A 16,961-nucleotide genomic window follows, 5' to 3' on the forward strand; every position below is an offset into this window, starting at 1 on the left:
GGTGCGCCTGCTGGGCGCGCACGTCGTGTGGCGCCTGCTCTGGGAGGCGCACCCGCCCACGCGCCACGACCGGCACGCGAAATCCACGACGGCCCCGCAGGTGGACCTGCGAGGCCGTCTGGAGAGCGCTGTGGATCAGAGCGCCTGAAGGATCTCCCGCATCAGGGCGGCGGTCTCCGACGGCGTCTTGCCGACCTTGACCCCGGCGGCCTCGAGGGCCTCCTTCTTCGCCTGGGCGGTGCCCGACGAGCCGGACACGATGGCGCCGGCGTGGCCCATGGTCTTGCCCTCGGGTGCGGTGAAGCCGGCGACGTAGCCGACGACCGGCTTCGTCACGTGCTCCTTGATGTAGGCCGCGGCGCGCTCCTCGGCGTCGCCGCCGATCTCGCCGATCATCACGATCGCCTTGGTCTCCGGGTCGTTCTCGAAGGCCTCGAGCGCGTCGATGTGCGTGGTGCCGATGATCGGGTCGCCGCCGATGCCGATGGCGGTGGTGAAGCCGTAGTCCTTCAGCTCGTACATCATCTGGTAGGTCAGCGTGCCCGACTTCGACACGAGCCCGATCGGGCCCTTGCCCGCGATGGTGTGCGGGGTGATGCCGGCCAGCGACTCCTCCGGCGTGATGATGCCCGGGCAGTTGGGGCCGATCATCCGGGTGGACTTGCCCTCGAGGTAGGCGACGACCTCGGCGGTGTCGAGGACCGGCACGCCCTCGGTGATCACGACGAGGAGGGGGATCTCGGCGTCGATGGCCTCGATGCAGGCGTCCTTGGTGAAGGCCGGCGGCACGAAGGCGACGGACACGTCCGCGCCGGTCTCCTTCATCGCCTCCTCGACGGTGCCGAAGACGGGGAGCTCCTTGCCGCCCAGCTCGACCGTCGTACCGGCCTTGCGGGCGTTGACGCCGCCGACGATGTTGGCGCCCGACTCGACCATGAGGGTGGTGTGCTTGGCACCCATGCCGCCCGTCATGCCCTGGACGATGACCTTGGAGTCCTTGTTGAGGTAGATGCTCATCTGTTCAGTTCTCTCTCTCAGGCCTGGTGGGCGAGCTCGGCGGCCTTGTCGGCCGCGCCGTCCATCGTGTCGACCTGGGTGACCAGCGGGTGGTTGAGCTCGTCGAGGATGCGACGACCCTCCACGACGTTGTTGCCGTCGAGGCGGACGACGAGCGGCTTGGAGGCCTCGTCACCGAGGATCTCGAGCGCGCCCTTGATGCCGTTGGCGACCTCGTCGCAGGCGGTGATGCCGCCGAAGACGTTCACGAAGACGCTCTTGACCTGCTCGTCGTTGAGGATCACGTCGAGGCCGTCGGCCATGACCTGGGCGTTGGCGCCGCCGCCGATGTCGAGGAAGTTGGCGGGCTTCACGCCGCCGTGCGCCTCACCGGCGTAGGCGACGACGTCGAGGGTGCTCATCACGAGGCCCGCGCCGTTGCCGATGATGCCGACCTGGCCGTCGAGCTTGACGTAGTTGAGGCCCTTGTCCTTGGCCTTCGCCTCGAGCGGGTCGGCCTCCTCGCGGATCTCGAACTCCTCGTGGTCCGGGTGGCGGACCTCGGAGGCGTTGTCGTCGAGGGAGACCTTGCCGTCCAGCGCCTCGAGCTTGTCGCCCTCGAGGCGGGCGAGCGGGTTGACCTCGACGAGGGTGGCGTCCTCCTGGACGTAGACCTGCCAGAGCTTCTGGACCATCTCGATGGCCTGGTCGCGCAGCTCGGCGGGGAACTTCGCGTCGTCGACGATCTCGGCGGCCTTCTCGGGCGTGACACCCTCGATGGCGTTGATCGGGATCTGGCGCACGGCCTCGGGGTTGGTCTTGGCGACCTCCTCGATCTCCACCCCGCCCTCGACCGATGCGATGCACAGGTGCGAGCGGTTGGAGCGGTCGAGCAGGAAGGAGAAGTAGTACTCCTCGACCGGCGGGGTCGCCGGCGTCACCAGGACGCGGTTGACGCGCAGGCCCTTGATCTCCATGCCGATGATGTCGCGGGCGTAGGACTCCGCCTCGTCGGCGGTCTTGGCGATCTTCACGCCGCCGGCCTTGCCACGGCCACCGGCCTTGACCTGGGCCTTGACGACGGTCACGCCGCCCATCTCCTCGGCGGCGGCTCGCGCTGCCTCCGGGGTCTCGGCGACGACACCCAGGGTGGTCGCTACTCCATGCTTGGCGAAGAGCTCTTTCGCCTGAAACTCCATCAGGTCCACGAGAGTGACCAGTCCTTTTCGTCTGCGAACAGTGCGGGCAATTCCCTCTCGGCACCCTAGACCTCCCTCACGGGGTCGAGCGAGGTCGGGTGAGCGTGGTGGTGCTCACTCCGCGGCTACGTTGAGACGCATGGCTGCCTCGACGTCGACCCGCGGTTCCTCGGTGATGTGGTTCCGGCGCGACCTGCGGGTGCGTGACAACCCGGCCCTGCTCGCCGCGCTCGAGGAGGGCTCCGCGACGGCGCTCTTCGTCGTCGACCCGGCCATCTGGACCACCGCCGGGCCGGCGCGGCGGGCGTGGCTGGCCGCCAACGTGAGAGCCCTCGGCGACCGCATCCCGCTGACCGTCCTCCACGGCGACCCTCGCGAGGTCGTGCCCCGCGTGGCCGACGGCCGGCGGGTGCACGTGGCCGCCGAGACGACGCCGTACGGCCGGCGCCGCGACGCTGCGGTGGCCGAGCGCGTGGAGCTCGTCGCCACCGGGTCGCCGTACGCCGTGGGACCGGGCCTGGTCCGCAACGGCAGCGGCGAGCCCTACCAGGTGTTCAGCGCCTTCGCCCGCGCGTGGCGCGAGCACGGCTGGTCCGAGCCCGCCCGCACACCCCGCTCCCCCGACCTCGCCCCGGCCGGGTCCGACCGGCGGGCGCTCGACCTGCTGGAGGAGGCGGTGGCGCAGGCGCCGTTCGAGCTGCCCGGTGCCGGCGAGGACGCCGCGTGGCGGCGCTGGCGGTCGTTCCGCGACGACGGGCTCCGCAGCTACCCGGACGAGCGCAACCGGCCCGACCACGACGGCACGTCGCGGCTCTCGCCCTACCTCCACCTCGGGGTGCTCCACCCGCGGTCACTCCTCGCGGAGGTGCCCCACACGTCGACGTACACCAACGAGCTGGCGTGGCGCGACTTCTACGCCGACGTGCTCTGGCACGCGCCGTCGTCGGCGTGGGCGGACCTCAAGCCGGCCCTGGAGCAGATGAGGTACGACGAGCCGGACGACGCGATCGAGGCGTGGCGCACCGGGACCACCGGCTACCCGATCGTCGACGCCGGGATGCGGCAGCTGATGCACACCGGGTGGATGCACAACCGGGTGCGGATGATCACCGCCTCGTTCCTCACCAAGGACCTGCACGTGTGGTGGCCGGTCGGCGCGCGGCACTTCCTCGACCTGCTGATCGACGGCGACGTGGCCTCCAACAACCACGGGTGGCAGTGGGTGGCCGGCACCGGCACCGACGCCTCGCCCTACTTCCGGGTCTTCAACCCGGTCACCCAGGGCCTGAAGTTCGACCCGCAGGGCGACTACGTGCGCCGCTGGGTGCCCGAGCTCGACCACCTCCCCGGGAAGGCCGCGCACGAGCCGTGGAAGTCCGACGTCGGCTACGAGCAGGACTACCCGCTGCGCATCGTCGACCACGCGGACGAGCGCCGGGAGGCGCTCGACCGCTACCAGGCGGCGCGCGGCTGAGTCGCGCGTCACGCCACAGCGTTCGTTTATCGACCGTCCGGCGGGGTACTGCAACTTATTTGGTCCAGGGTTGCACTTTCCCGTGATCCTTCCGTTACAGTCGTGCGCGGTCTTGCCGACCCGACCCCCCTGACGACCCGGCAGATTGGTAACTCCTTCATGGGCAACCACCGAGCGGAGCGCGCTCCCAAGCGACGCACCTCGGCAACGGCTGCACCCGTGAGCGGGAAGCGGCGTGCGACCACGCCGCCGAAGCGCTCCGTGGTGCGACTCCCGTCCCTGCCGCTCGTCGCCGGCGTGGCCGTGCTCGCGGTCTCCGCCGGCGCCGCCGTCACCGGCTCCGGTTCGGGCGTCACCGCCCTCACCTCGACCGGCTCCGCGGTCGAGGCCACGCAGGCCATCGGCTCGGTCGCCGGACAGGCCCTGTCCCGCCGCGGCGTCGTCGTGAGCCGCGACCACACCCGCGGCTCGGGCGAGGAGGAGACCGACCCCGAGCTCGTCGCGCTCGCCGAGAAGCAGATGGCCGAGCGGGCCGCCAAGCTCACCGAGATGCGCAAGGCCGCCGAGAAGCAGGCGGCGAAGATCAAGGAGAACAAGTGGGTTCTCCCCCTCGCGCACTACGGCATCACCGCGACGTTCGGCCAGTACGGCCTCTGGGCCAGCTACCACACCGGCCTCGACTTCAACGGCGACTCCGGTGACCCGATCCTGGCGATCGCCAACGGCACCGTGACCTCCACCGGCTATGACGGCGCCTACGGCAACAAGACCGTCGTCACCCTCGATGACGGCACCGAGATCTGGTACTGCCACCAGACCTCGATCTACGTCTCCGTGGGCGACCGCGTCAATGGCGGCGAGAACATCGGCACCGTCGGCGCCACCGGCAACGTCACGGGTTCCCACCTCCACCTCGAGGTGCGCCCGGGCGGCGGCGGCCCCGTCGACCCGTTCCAGGCCTTCGTCGAGCACGGCATCGTTCCGTGACCGACGCTGCGTCAGCAGCGTCGTAGTCACGGAAGATCGACTAGCGCCCGCGACCGAGCCTGCGGGGTCGCGACGGCACGTACCGAGATCTCGCTCATCAGGGCGCCCCAGCGGTGAGTGAGCCACATTTGTCACCCGCGGAATGTGGCTGGCACACCGCCCACTCGCGCGCCGTACGCCGACACAGCCGCCAGCGGTGCCTGAGCCACATTTGTCACACGCGGAATGTGGCTGGCACACCGCCCGACCGGTCGCCGTACGACCCAGCCTTGGTTTAGACACCCTCGCTGCTCAGCAGCTCAACCAGCGGCCCGGCGCGGGGTCAGAGCTTCTCGACCGGCGCGTAGCGGAGGAGGAGGCGCTTGACGCCTTCGGAGCCGAAGTCGATGGAGGCCACGGACTTCTCGGCCACGCCCTCGACGGCGACGACGGTGCCCATGCCGAAGGAGTCGTGCACCACGCGGTCACCGGGGGCGAGGCTGGGGATCTCGCGGGCAGGCTTGGCCTTGGCGGCCGCGTCGGCGCGGAGGGCGGCCGAGCTGAAGTTGCGCCGGCCGGCGTCGGTGGGGGTGCCGAGGCGCGTGGAGCCGCCGGTGAGGTCCTGGCGGCCCCAGCGGGTCTGCTCGGCTGCCGTACGACGCCAGTCGACGAGGTCGACGGGGAGCTCGTCGAGGAAGCGGCTGGCGGGGTTGTGGCTGGGCGCCCCCCACGCGGAGCGCACGAGGGCCCGGGAGACGTAGAGGCGCTGCTGGGCGCGGGTGAGGCCGACGTAGGCGAGGCGGCGCTCCTCCTCGAGCTCGGGCTGGTCGCCGAGCGAGCGCTGGTGAGGGAAGACGCCGTCCTCGAGGCCGGTGAGGAAGACGACCGGGAACTCCAGGCCCTTGGCCGTGTGGAGCGTCATCAGCGTGACGACCCCGGAGTCGTCGCCGTCGGGGGCCTCGGGGATCTGGTCGGCGTCGGCGACCAGGGCGACCCGCTCGAGGAAGTCGCCGAGGCCGACCGCGACGGTGCCGGCCTCGACCTCGGCCGGGTCGGCGCTCGGTCCGGGCTGCGGGTCCTCGGCGAACTCGCGGGCGACCGCGACGAGCTCGGCGAGGTTCTCCACGCGGGTGCCGTCCTGCGGGTCGTCGCTGGCCTCGAGCTCGGCGAGGTAGCCCGAGCGCTCGAGCACCGACTCGAGGATCACGTCGGGGCGCTCGTCGGCCTCGACCATCGACTGCAGCTCCTGCACGATCGCGACGAACGCCTCGATGTTCTTGAGGCTGCGCGTGGCCAGGCCCGGCGCGTCGGCCGCACGGGTCAGCGCCTCCCAGAAGGTGATCCGGTCGCGGTCGGCGAGGGCGGCGATGCAGGCCTCGGCCCGCTCACCGATGCCGCGCTTGGGGGTGTTGAGGACCCGGCGCAGCGAGATCTCGTCGGCGGTGTTGACCAGCATCCGGAGGTAGGCCAGCGCGTCGCGGACCTCCTTGCGCTCGTAGAAGCGCACCCCACCGACGACCTTGTAGGGCTGGCCGGTGCGGATGAACACCTCCTCGAAGACCCGGGACTGGGCGTTGGTGCGGTAGAACACGGCGACGTCGGCAGGGCGTACGCCGGCGTCGTCGGTCAGCTTGTCGATCTCCTCGCTGACGAAGCGGGCCTCGTCGTGCTCGTCGTCGGAGACGTAGCCGACGATCCGCTCCCCCGCCCCCGCGTCGGTCCACAGCCGCTTGGGCTTGCGGCCGCGGTTGTTGCCGATGACGGAGTTGGCCGCGGACAGGATGGTCTGCGTCGAGCGGTAGTTCTGCTCGAGCAGGATCGTGGTGGCGTCGGGGAAGTCCTGCTCGAAGTCGAGGATGTTGCGGATGTCGGCGCCGCGGAAGGCGTAGATGGACTGGTCGGCGTCACCGACGACCATCAGCTCGCTGGGCTCGACCGCCTCCTGGTGCCCCTCCTCCAACGACTGGCCGCACAGCTGCTGGATCAGGCTGTACTGCGCATGGTTGGTGTCCTGGTATTCATCCACCAGGACGTGACGGAACCTCCGGCGGTAGTTCTCCCGCACGTCGGGGAACGCCTGGAGCAGGTGCACGGTGGTCATGATCAGGTCGTCGAAGTCGAGGGCGTTGGCCTCGCGCAGGCGACGCTGGTAGCTCGCGAACGCCTTGGCGTAGGCCTCCTCGAACGAGTTGCGCGCCTCCTTGGCGGCGTCCTCGGCGTCACGGAGCTCGTTCTTCTGGTCCGAGACCCAGTGGAGCACGGCGTTGGGCTGGTAGCGCTTGGGGTCGAGCTCGAGGTCACGCAGCACGAGCGTCATCAGCCGCTTGGAGTCGGCCGCGTCGTAGATGGAGAAGTTGGACTTGAACCCGACGCGGTCGATCTCCTTGCGAAGGATCCGGACGCAGGCGGAGTGGAAGGTCGACACCCACATGATCCGGGCGCGCTTGCCGACGAGGTCCTCGACGCGCTCCTTCATCTCGGCCGCGGCCTTGTTGGTGAAGGTGATCGCCAGGATGGAGCCCGGGTGTGCCTTGCGCTCGTTGATCAGCCAGGCGATGCGGCGCGTCAGCACCCGCGTCTTGCCGGAGCCGGCCCCGGCGACGACCAGCAGCGGGGCGCCGGCGTGCGTCACGGCGGCCCGCTGGGGCTCGTTGAGCCCGTCGAGGAGCGGGTGGTCGCGGAGCTCGAAGAGGGCCTGGTCGGCCGGTGCGTCAGTGGGGGTCATCTCGACCCCAGCCTATGCGGCGGGTACGACAGGCCGACGGGCCCGGTCGGGCGTGGGTCAGGCGTGGACGGGCGACCAGAACACGGCCACCGCGATGTTGGCGACCGTCAGCGCGAGCAGGCCGAAGTAGAGGCCCTGGGGGATGCTCGGCTTGCGCATGTTGACCATCACTAGCACCAGGATCACCAGGCCGATCGCGAACTTCACGCCGATCTTGGCGTGGTCGGGAGTGCCGAGGTTCTCGAGGACGCCGACGAGCAGCAGGCCGGCGACGAATGCCGTCCCCGCCCCGTCGCGCATCAACGAGTTCACCGTCTTGGTCTCGTCGCGGACCTGCACGAGCAGGCCGCCGAGCAGCGCGGCGTAGCCGAGGATGTGGACGAAGAGCAGCACCAGCCGCAGGGTCTCCATGGCCCAACCCTAGTGAGCCACCTGACGGTCAGGCGCGGTGCCTCTTCGGCTTGGGTGCGGGGCGTACGACGAGCACCGGGCAGGGCGCGTAGTGCTGCACCCGCTGGGCGGTGCTGCCGACCAGCACGCTGTCGCTGAGCCCGCGCCCGCCCGCCGCCACCACGACCAGCCCGGCGTCGTACTGCTTGGCGGCCTTGATGATCTCGTTGGCGGCCGACCCGCTGCGGATGCGCTTGTTGACCTTGGGGCCCCAGCCCTCGAACACCGCGGCGATGGCGTCGACCGCGCTCTGCGCCGCGTCGCGGAACGACCCGTCGAGCTTGCCCTCGGACAGGTCGTCGGCGAAGGCGACCGAGGCGAGCGGGCGGATCACGGCGACGACGGAGACCTCGGTGACCTTGGTCGGGTCGGCGAACGACTTCAGGTGCTTGGCGGCGGCCAGCGACTGGCGCGAGCCGTCCGTGGCGACGATGACGTGCATGTCAGCCCTCCTTGAGCTCGGCGTCGAGATCGGGTGTCCGGGAGCCGGTGCCCTTGCTGCCGAAGAAGTACTCGGCGAGGAAGAGGACCAGACCGACGCCGAGGAGCCCGGCGCACCAGATCAGCGAGTGCGGGTCGTCGTAGACGGTGAAGCCGAGGATGGCGAGGTTGCCGATCAGACCCACGAGGAGCAGGGGCGTGTTGGCCCGGAAGAACGGGTGGTCCTCGTCCTGCCCGCGAAGCTTGAGGCAGGCGACGATCACCAGCGCGTAGATGGCCAGCAGCAGCACGACCGTGACGGTGGCGAGGCGACCGACGAGGTCGATCCCGCCGCCTGCCTCGGTGACCAGCGTGCCGATGACGAGCAGCATGCCGACGACGAAGCCGCAGAACATCAGGCCCACCCAGGGGCTGCGCCGGGTCGGGTGGATCTTGGCGAAGACGCCTGGGACGACGTCCTCGCGGGCCATGCCGTAGAGGACGCGCGGCTGGGTGACGATCGTGACCAGCGTCGTGTTGGTGATCGCGATCAGGGCGATGATGCTGAAGAGGGTGGCCATGAGCTCGGTCGAGAAGGGCAGGATGCCCGCCTTGACGACCTCGAGGAGCGCGGCGTCGGAGCTGGCCAGCGTCTCGGTCGGCACAGTGAGGGCCGCGGCCATCGACACCAGGACGTAGACCAGGCCGGCCACGACCATGCCGCCGACCAGCGAGCGCGGGAACGACTTGTAGGGGTCGATGGTCTCCTCGGCCACGTTGGCGGTGTTCTCGAAGCCGGTCATGGCGAAGAACGAGAACGAGATGCCGGCGAGAACCGCCAGCGCGGAGCTCCCGTAGTCGCCCGAGATGTCGATGTGCGTCAGGACGCCGAAGTCGGCGTCGCCGCGGCTCACGTGGATGATGCCGATGACCATGACGATGACCAGGCCGGCGACCTCGACGAAGGTCATCAGCATGTTCATCCACACCGACTCGGTGATCCCGATGAAGTTCACGACCACGAGCAGCGCGACGAAGACCAGCGAGACCAGCAGCGCCGGCGGCGCGGACCACACCTCCGCGAAGTAGGAGGCGAAGCCGACGGCCAGCGAGCCGGAGGCCGCCATGCTCGCGGCCAGGAACGACACGGTGATGAGGAACGTCAGCGGCCGGTTGCCGAAGGCCTTGTTGACGTAGAGCGAGGCACCCGCCGCCTGGGGGTACTTCGTGACCAGCTCGGCGTAGGCCGCTCCGGTGATGGCGGCGACGGTGACGCCCAGCGCGAAGGCGATCCAGAACGCGCCGCCGACGGCTGCGGCGACGAGGCCGATGAGCACGTAGATGCCCGACCCGAGCACGTCTCCGAGCGTGTAGAAGAACAGGAGGCGACCGGTGATCGAGCGTTTCAGCTCGCTGTCGGCCTCATCCGGACGCGGGATCGTCGCGCTGTCTGCCATCCCACGACCGAACCGGTTCGTCCCAGGCTTGTCAAACGTCGCTCACCCGGACGGGCGGCGCGTCGGTGTCAGAGCAGGCGACGGTCGGAGGCCCACTTCGTCAGCTCGTGACGACTCGAGAGCTGGAGCTTGCGGAGCACCGAGGACATGTGCGTCTCGACGGTCTTGACCGAGATGAACAGCTCCTTGGCGACCTCCTTGTAGGCGTAGCCGCGGGCGATCAGGCGCATCACCTCGCGCTCGCGCTCGGTGAGCCGGTCGAGGTCCTCGTCGACGGCGGCGACGTCGATCGACCCGGCGAAGGCGTCCAGCACGAACCCGGCCAGGCGCGGCGAGAACACGGCGTCTCCCCCGGCGACTCGGGTGATCGCGTCGACCAGCTCGGGGCCGGTGATCGTCTTGGTGACGTAGCCCCGCGCGCCGCCGCGGATGGTGCCGATGACGTCCTCTGCGGCGTCCGAGACCGAGAGGGCGAGGTAGAGGGTGTCGGGCGACGGCTGGCGTCGCATCACCTCCACCCCTCCGCCGCCTGGCAGGTGGACGTCGAGCAGCACGACCTGGGGCTGCAGGTCGCGGACGACGGACACGGCGGCATCGGCGTCGGCTGCCTCGCCCACGACCTCGACCACGCCGGCGCCGCTCGCGGCGAGCTCGGCGCGGACCCCCGCGCGGAACATCGCGTGGTCGTCGACCAGGACGACTCGCACGGGACGCTCGGGGCTGGCCTGGGTCATGGGGTCTCCTCGCTGTCGGTCTGCTGGTGGGGCTGCTGGTGGTGCTGGTGCTGGCCGGTGCGCGGCATGTGGAGGCGGACCTCGGTGCCCTCACCGGGAGCCGAGCGTACGTCGGCGCTGCCGCCGTGGCGCGCCATCCGGTCGACGATGCTGTTGCGGACGCCGTGGCGGTCGGTGGCCACCCCGCCGAGGTCGAAGCCCGCGCCGCGGTCGCGGACGAACACGTCGACGGCTCCGTCGCTCGTCTCGGCGTAGACGTCGGCCCGCTGGGTGCCGGCGTGCTTGGCGACGTTGACCACCGCCTCGCGCGCGGCCAGCACGATGGGGCGCAGCGACTCGTCGAGGTCGCAGTCGCCGACGGTCACGACGTCGACGACCACGGGGTGCTGCGACTCGACGTCGGCCGCCATCTCCTTCAGCGCGCCCGCGAGGGTCGTCGCGTCGGTGGTGTCGGCCTCGAACAGCCACTGGCGGAGGTCGCGCTCCTGCGACCGCGCGAGGCGGGCGACGGTCGTGGCGTCGTGGGCGTTCTTCTGGATCAGCGCGAGGGTCTGCAGCACCGAGTCGTGCAGGTGGGCGGCCATGTCGGCGCGCTCCTGGGTGCGCACGCGCTCGGCCCGCTCGGCGCCGAGGTCGTTGACGAGCCGCAGGGCCCACGGACCGACCACGATCGCGAGACCGAGCAGCCCGAGCAGGCCCGCGACCAGCACCGGCACGGCGAAGGTCGCCTGCCCGGCGGCCACGGCGAACACGATGAGGGCGGTCACGATCAGCCCGAGGCCCGCGGCGATCCGGGCGTAGGAGGCCCACCCGCCGTTGCCGAAGATCGCCCGGAACGGGTCGATGCGCCCGGAGGAGTCCATCCAGCGCTCACGCTGGGCCTCGTCGGCCTGGCGCCACAGCAGCCCGATGCCGGCGACGCCGAGGACCACCGGCCAGAAGAGCACCCCCTGGCCGAAGATGCCCTCGACGCCGAGCACGACGCCGAAGAACAGCGCGCCGAGCGCGATGGCCGGTCCGGCGTCGCGCAGCCGCGAGCGCCGCCGCGCCGGCCGCTTGCCGGTGCGGGTCGCGCTCTCGAGGCCGGGTGCGCCGACCTCGAAGTGCTGGTCGGCGGGCATGAAGACCCACAGGCCGGCGTAGAGCAGGAGCCCGAAGCCGCCGAGGAAGGCGGTGGCCACGAAGAAGCCGCGCACCCACAGCACCGGCACGGCGAGGTGCTCGGCGAGACCGGCCGCGACGCCCCCGGCGATCGGCGCCGAGATGTCGCGGTAGGCGCGACGGGGCGCACCCGGGCGCGTGGGACGAGCAGCCGGGTGGGAAGCCGGGTGTGCGGGGGGCGTGGGGTGGGTCATCGTGGCTCCATCGTCTCAGGCGCGCACGGGCACGACCATGAGGACTGACCCCGAGCGGACCCTGACCCGGACCCCGGCAGACCCGACCCGGATCAGGGCTGTCCCCGATGGTGCGGGGCCCCGACGCCGAGGAGAGTTGAGCCATGGACAACGCCAGCCCCTCCACCGAGCAGCCCACCCCGGGCACCCCGCCACCGTCGGGGCCGCGGGTCACCCGCGACGAGATCAAGGACCTCGGCCGCCTGCGCCGCAGCGTCACCGACCGGCACGTGGCCGGCGTCGCCGGCGGCATCGCGCGCCACCTCGACGTCGACCCGATCATCGTCCGCGTCGCACTCGTGGTGTCGATCTTCTTCGGTGGCGCCGGCCTGCTCGTCTACGTCGCCGCCTGGATCCTCGTGCCCGAGGAGGGCACCGCCGACGAGCCGCTCGGCCTCGACCAGCGCAGCCGCACCATCGCGCTCGCGGGCGTCGGGGTGCTCGCGCTGGTCGCGGCGCTCGGCGACTGGGCCGGCACCTTCTGGTTCCCCTGGCCGCTCGCCATCGGCGCCGCGCTCGTCGTGTGGTTCCTCCACCGCAAGCAGCAGGGGTCCGGCCCGGGCGCGGCGCCCCGGCCGCCGGCGTACGGCGACCAGCTCGTGCCCGACGGGGCCACCGACGGCGAGGGCGCCAACGCGACGGGCGCCGCCGCCGGCTACACCGGCACCTACGACCCCGGCTACGGCAGCGCGTACGACGCCGGCTACGACCCCGCCCACGCACCCGGCTCCGGCTATCCCCCGGCAGCGCCGTGGGGCTCGTACGACCGCCCGCGCCGCCCGCGCAACCCGCGCAAGCGCGGCCCCATCCTCTTCTGGTTCACGCTCGCGCTGATCGCGCTCGCCGAGGGCGTCCTCGGGGTGGTCGACGTCGCCGGGGTGGCGGTCGCGGACAGCGCCTACCCCGCCCTCGCGCTCGGCATCGTCGCGCTGATGCTGGTCGTCGGCTCCTTCTGGGGCCGCGCCGGTGGACTGATCCTCCTGGGCTTCGTGGCTGCCCTCGCCACGGCCGCGGCGACCATCGGCAGCAGCGTCGGCGACCAGAGCCGCTCCTACGCCCCGACCAGCGCCAGCGAGGTCCGCCAGTCCTACGACTTCGGCGGCGGTCGCTTTACCCTCGACCTGTCCGACGTCTCCGACGTCGAGGGGCTCGACGGCCGCGACATCCAGATCGACGGCGTCGGGGGGAAGATCGAGGTCGTCGTCCCCGACGGGATGGACGTCGACGTCACGACCTCGGTCGTCGGCGGCAGCAGCCAGGTCTTCGACCAGAGCAGCGACGGATTCGACATCACCCAGGACGGGTCCCTCGACGGCGGCAACGACGTCCCGGACATGTCCATCAACATCGACCTGGTCGGCGGCGAGATCGTCGTCCGCGAAGCGGCCTGAGGAGCACTGCCATGACTGACGACCGGAACGACTACTCCGACCTCTACGGCTACGACTCGGGCTACGACGACTACGGCACGACGTACGACGAGCCCATGACCGGCCCGCTCGACGCACCGGACAAGCCGTCGGGCCTGCACCCGGTCAACATCGGGCACCTCGTGATGGGTGTCGCCTTCGCCGGCATGGTGCTGGTGTGGGCGCTCGTGCAGGGCGACGTCGTCGACACCTCCGAGCTCCGCTGGCTGATGCCGATCCCGTGGCTGGCGGCCGGTGCCGCCGGGCTCGCGGCGACGGTGTGGCCGGGCCGCCGGTCAGCCTGATCCGCCGGTCGTCCGAGGCGTCGGGGTCCCCGCGGCGTTGTTCTGGAGGAGCGCAGCGGGGGAAGAAGAACGTCGTGGGGTGACTGAGCTGGCCGGGAGCGCGAACCACCGGAGGTCGTCGAAGTCGGCCCCCAGGTGGGCGGTGTCGGACCAGTCCGGAGGAGAGGCGGCGGCCATGATCGCGCGGCCCTCGTCGAGGTGCTCCCGGAGCACCGAGACGGGGGCCGTCGTCGTGTGGCGCGGGTAGGTCATCGAGCCGTCGGCGGCGTAGGTGACGTCGGTCAGGCGCAGCGGCGGCTCGACCGGGCCGGTCCGGTGGTGCCACAGCCCGGTGAGCGGGTCGAAGCGGTAGTCGCCGAGCAGGCGCCACCCCTCGCGCGCGACGAGGCGCACCGCCTCCACGACGTAGGTGAAGACCTCCTCGTCGACGAAGTAGTTGAAGTTCACCCGCACCCAGCCGGGCTTGATGCCCTCGCAGCCTCCGGCGATCTGCGCCTCGAAGCGGTGGCTGTGGTCGAGGTCGATGTCGAGCAGCCGGTGGCCGTAGGGGCCGGCGCACGAGCAGCCCCCGCGTGTCTGGATGCCGAACAGGTCGTTGAGCAGCGCGACCACGAAGTTGTGGTGCAGGTAGGTCCCGTCGGGCGCCTTGACGACGAAGGAGACGATCGAGAGGCGCTGGGAGTCGAGGTTGCCGAGGATCTGGATGCCCGGCTCGGCCACCCACGCCTCGACCGCGCGGCGCAGCAGCTCCTCCTCGTGCGCCTGGATCGTCTCCACGCCGACGGCCTGCTTGAGCTGGAAGACCAGTCCGGCGCGGATCGACTCGACGATCGCCGGCGTGCCGCCCTCCTCCCGGTGGGCCGGGTCGTCGAGGTAGCGGTGCTCCGTCGGGTTGACGTACATCACGGTCCCGCCGCCCGGCACGACGGGCACCCGGTTGGCGAGCAGCTCGCGGCGGACCACGAGGACGCCCGGGGTGCCCGGGCCGCCGATGAACTTGTGGGGGCTGATGAAGATCGCGTCCTTGCGGGAGCTGCCGGGGCCGTACATCTCGATGTCGACGTAGGGCGCGCAAGCGGCGAAGTCCCAGAAGCTGAGGGCGCCGTGCTCGTGGAGCACGTCGGCGACACCCTCGGTGTCGGTGACGATGCCGGTGACGTTGGAGGCCGCGGAGAACGAGCCGATCCTGAGCGGTCGGTCGGCGTGGCGCTCGAGCTCCTCGCGGAGGTGGTCGAGGGACACGCGCCCGTCGGCGTCCTCGTGGATCGTGACGACGTCGGCGATGGTCTCGCGCCAGCTCACCTCGTTGGAGTGGTGCTCGAACGGGCCGATGAAGACCACCGGGCGCTGGTCGGCAGGGATCGCGGCGCTGAGGTGGTGGCGGTCCTCGAGCACGCACGGGATCCGGAGGCCGAGGATGCCGATGAGCTTGTCGATCGCCGCGGTGCTGCCGGCGCCGCAGAAGATGACGACCGTCTCGTCGTCGCCGCCCACCGCGTCGCGGATGACGCGCCGCGCGTCCTCGCGGAGCCGGGTCGTCTGCAGGCCGGTGCCGCTCGCCTCGGTGTGGGTGTTGGCGTACGCCGGGAGCACCTCGTGGCGGATGAAGTCCTCGATGAAGGTCAGGCTGCGACCGGACGCGGTGTAGTCGGCGTAGGTGACGCGGCGCGGGCCGTAGGGGCCCTCCATCACCTGGTCGTCGCCGATGACGGCCGCGCGGATGCGCTCGAGCAGGGCGGTCGACGAGGCGTGTGTCACGAGGTGAGCGTACGCCGGTGCAAGGCTGTGCCTTGCACCTCCCGGACGACGGCCAGCGCCTCCTCGGGGTGGTCGGTGATCACCCCGTCGATCCCCGCGGCGAGCAGTGCCCGTACCTCCCCCGCCATGTCGCCGGGCGCGTCGGGCGCGGTCCCCCGGCGCAGGTCGGTCGGCAGGAAGCGGTTCTCGGCACGGACCGTCCAGGCGTGGACGGTGAGGCCGCGACGGTGCGCGTCGCGGACCAGGGACGACGGCGCGCCGGTCACTCCGTGCGCGTCGCGGGGCATCACGAGGGACGTGTGCGCGCCGAGGCCGTCGGCGTACTCGTCGATGCGGTCCAGCTCGTCCGACGTCGGCAGGTGACCGGCGTCCAGGAGCTGCACGACGGGCAGCCGGGTCCGCTCGGCCAGCCGCCGCAGGACGGGCGCCTCGAACGACATGAGCGCGACCCGCGCCCACGGGTGGTCGAGGCCCTGGCGGGCGAGCTCGCGCAGCAGCGGGACGTCCAGCGGGAGTCCGGCCGCGTCGTGGTGGGCGGCGTGCTTGAGCTCGAGCGCGACGCCCACCGGCCGGCCACGGCGGACCGACTCCGCGGAGACCATCGCCAGCACCTCGGTCAGCGTCGGCACTCCCTCCGCCCCGTCGTACGCCGTGTTGCCGGGCCGGGTGCCGGGCATCCGCTCCCGCGCGGCGAGCGTCTTGAGCTCGGGCAGGGTCAGGTCCTGGGCGAACCAGCCGTGCTGCTCCACCCCGTCGACCACCATCGTGCGGCGCAGGTGGGCGAGCCCGGGGCGGTCGGCGACGTCGGTCGTCGCGCTGAGCTCGAGGTCGTGGCGCGCCACGAGGACGCCGTCGCGCGTGGCGACGAGGTCGATCTCGATGTCGTCGGCGCCCATCCGGATGGCGGTCCGATAGGCATCCAGCGTGTGCTCGGGACGGTGCCCGCTGGCGCCGCGGTGCGCAACCACGGCGGGGGTGGGGACCAACGACGAGGTCCTGTGCACCGCCTCGCGGGTCACCGTCATGGCACCACGCTGCCCGGCCGCGGGGACCGGACGGTGGTACCGGGGTGACGTCAGGATGAATGCCGCATGATGACCGCGTGACGCTCCCCAGCTTCCCGTCCCTGACGTCCCTGCCCGCCACCGAGCACCCGGACCTCGTCGCCGCCCCCGTCGCCGCCGCGCTCGCCGGCTGGGCGGGAGCGGCCGAGGTGGCCGTCGTCGCGATCGACCCCGACCTCGCCGACACGGCCGCGATGGGCGAGGCGTACGACATCCCGATGACGGCGAGCGGCAACTGCGTGGTGGTGGCCGGCGCGCGGGCCGGGGACGAGCGGGTCGCCGCGTGCGTGGTGCGCGCCGACACGCGGGCAGACGTCAACACCTTGGTCCGCAAGATGCTCGACGTGCGCAAGGCGTCCTTCCTCCCCATGGAGCGCGCGGTCGCGGAGACCGGCATGGAGTACGGAGGGATCACCCCGGTCGGGCTCCCCGACGGATGGCGCGTGCTGGTCCACGAGGCGCTGCTCGACGAGCCCGTCGTCGTGCTCGGCAGCGGCGTACGACGCTCCAAGCTGCTGGTGCCCGGCCGGGTGCTCGCGGACCTGCCGGGCGCCGAGGTGGTGGCCGACCTCGGCCGGTGACCCCCGGCACGCACGAATGCGACGCCTGC

The 16,961-nt window shown here is 71.5% G+C and carries 15 protein-coding genes; 5 read left to right on the forward strand and 10 right to left on the reverse strand.

Going from position 1 to position 16,961, the window contains the following annotated elements; genetic code table 11:
* Positions 1-135: 135 nt before the first annotated feature.
* The gene (gene sucD / locus AC3A3L_RS02985) at positions 136-1,017 is read right to left on the reverse strand and encodes a succinate--CoA ligase subunit alpha (protein ID WP_487638550.1); all 882 of its coding nucleotides are present in this window, start codon (positions 1,015-1,017) and stop codon (positions 136-138) included.
* A 17-nt stretch (positions 1,018-1,034) separates the two neighbouring features.
* Entirely contained in the window at positions 1,035-2,204 is a 1,170-nt protein-coding gene (gene sucC / locus AC3A3L_RS02990) for an ADP-forming succinate--CoA ligase subunit beta (RefSeq protein WP_487638551.1), read from the reverse strand.
* A 130-nt stretch (positions 2,205-2,334) separates the two neighbouring features.
* Between sucC and AC3A3L_RS02995 the strand changes: the two genes are divergently transcribed.
* Together AC3A3L_RS02995 and AC3A3L_RS03000 are read left to right on the forward strand one after the other, a co-directional pair.
* The gene (locus tag AC3A3L_RS02995; protein WP_487638552.1) at positions 2,335-3,669 is read left to right on the forward strand and encodes a cryptochrome/photolyase family protein; all 1,335 of its coding nucleotides are present in this window, start codon (positions 2,335-2,337) and stop codon (positions 3,667-3,669) included.
* A 219-nt stretch (positions 3,670-3,888) separates the two neighbouring features.
* Positions 3,889-4,656 (forward strand): peptidoglycan DD-metalloendopeptidase family protein, encoded by a 768-nt coding sequence (locus AC3A3L_RS03000; protein ID WP_487638553.1) that lies wholly within the window; start codon positions 3,889-3,891, stop codon positions 4,654-4,656.
* Positions 4,657-4,978: 322 nt separating this feature from the next.
* Here AC3A3L_RS03000 and pcrA read toward each other — a convergent pair whose 3' ends face one another.
* The 6 genes from pcrA to AC3A3L_RS03030 form a co-directional block, all read right to left on the reverse strand.
* Positions 4,979-7,360, reverse strand: coding sequence for a DNA helicase PcrA (pcrA, locus tag AC3A3L_RS03005; RefSeq protein ID WP_487638554.1), 2,382 nt, complete (start codon positions 7,358-7,360; stop codon positions 4,979-4,981).
* Positions 7,361-7,417: 57 nt separating this feature from the next.
* Entirely contained in the window at positions 7,418-7,771 is a 354-nt protein-coding gene (locus tag AC3A3L_RS03010) for a hypothetical protein (protein ID WP_487638555.1), read from the reverse strand.
* Between the two features lie 28 nt (positions 7,772-7,799).
* Complete coding sequence (locus AC3A3L_RS03015; RefSeq protein WP_487638556.1) at positions 7,800-8,252, reverse strand: universal stress protein; 453 nt, start codon at positions 8,250-8,252, stop codon at positions 7,800-7,802.
* Between the two features lies 1 nt (position 8,253).
* Entirely contained in the window at positions 8,254-9,687 is a 1,434-nt protein-coding gene (locus tag AC3A3L_RS03020; RefSeq protein ID WP_487638557.1) for an APC family permease, read from the reverse strand.
* A 68-nt stretch (positions 9,688-9,755) separates the two neighbouring features.
* On the reverse strand, positions 9,756-10,421 hold the full coding sequence (locus AC3A3L_RS03025; protein WP_487638558.1) for a LuxR C-terminal-related transcriptional regulator: 666 nt from the start codon (positions 10,419-10,421) through the stop codon (positions 9,756-9,758).
* On the reverse strand, positions 10,418-11,776 hold the full coding sequence (locus AC3A3L_RS03030; RefSeq protein ID WP_487638559.1) for a PspC domain-containing protein: 1,359 nt from the start codon (positions 11,774-11,776) through the stop codon (positions 10,418-10,420). Before AC3A3L_RS03030 ends, AC3A3L_RS03025 begins: the two co-directional genes overlap by 4 nt.
* A gap of 143 nt (positions 11,777-11,919) precedes the next feature.
* Between AC3A3L_RS03030 and AC3A3L_RS03035 the strand changes: the two genes are divergently transcribed.
* Complete coding sequence (locus AC3A3L_RS03035) at positions 11,920-13,206, forward strand: PspC domain-containing protein (protein WP_487638560.1); 1,287 nt, start codon at positions 11,920-11,922, stop codon at positions 13,204-13,206.
* Between the two features lie 11 nt (positions 13,207-13,217).
* Positions 13,218-13,529 (forward strand): hypothetical protein, encoded by a 312-nt coding sequence (locus AC3A3L_RS03040; RefSeq protein WP_487638561.1) that lies wholly within the window; start codon positions 13,218-13,220, stop codon positions 13,527-13,529.
* Here AC3A3L_RS03040 and AC3A3L_RS03045 read toward each other — a convergent pair.
* Entirely contained in the window at positions 13,521-15,287 is a 1,767-nt protein-coding gene (locus AC3A3L_RS03045; protein WP_487638562.1) for an aminotransferase class V-fold PLP-dependent enzyme, read from the reverse strand. The two genes, AC3A3L_RS03040 and AC3A3L_RS03045, sit on opposite strands and share 9 nt — an antisense overlap.
* Positions 15,284-16,312, reverse strand: a complete 1,029-nt coding sequence (locus AC3A3L_RS03050; protein WP_487638563.1) for a glycerophosphodiester phosphodiesterase family protein — start codon at positions 16,310-16,312, stop codon at positions 15,284-15,286. Before AC3A3L_RS03050 ends, AC3A3L_RS03045 begins: the two co-directional genes overlap by 4 nt.
* Positions 16,313-16,389: 77 nt before the next feature.
* Here AC3A3L_RS03050 and AC3A3L_RS03055 point away from each other — a divergent pair, with 77 nt between their 5' ends.
* Positions 16,390-16,932, forward strand: a complete 543-nt coding sequence (locus tag AC3A3L_RS03055) for a YbaK/EbsC family protein (RefSeq protein WP_487638564.1) — start codon at positions 16,390-16,392, stop codon at positions 16,930-16,932.
* Positions 16,933-16,961: the final 29 nt, after the last annotated feature.

This window comes from Nocardioides sp. Soil_C_8 (assembly GCF_057656315.1).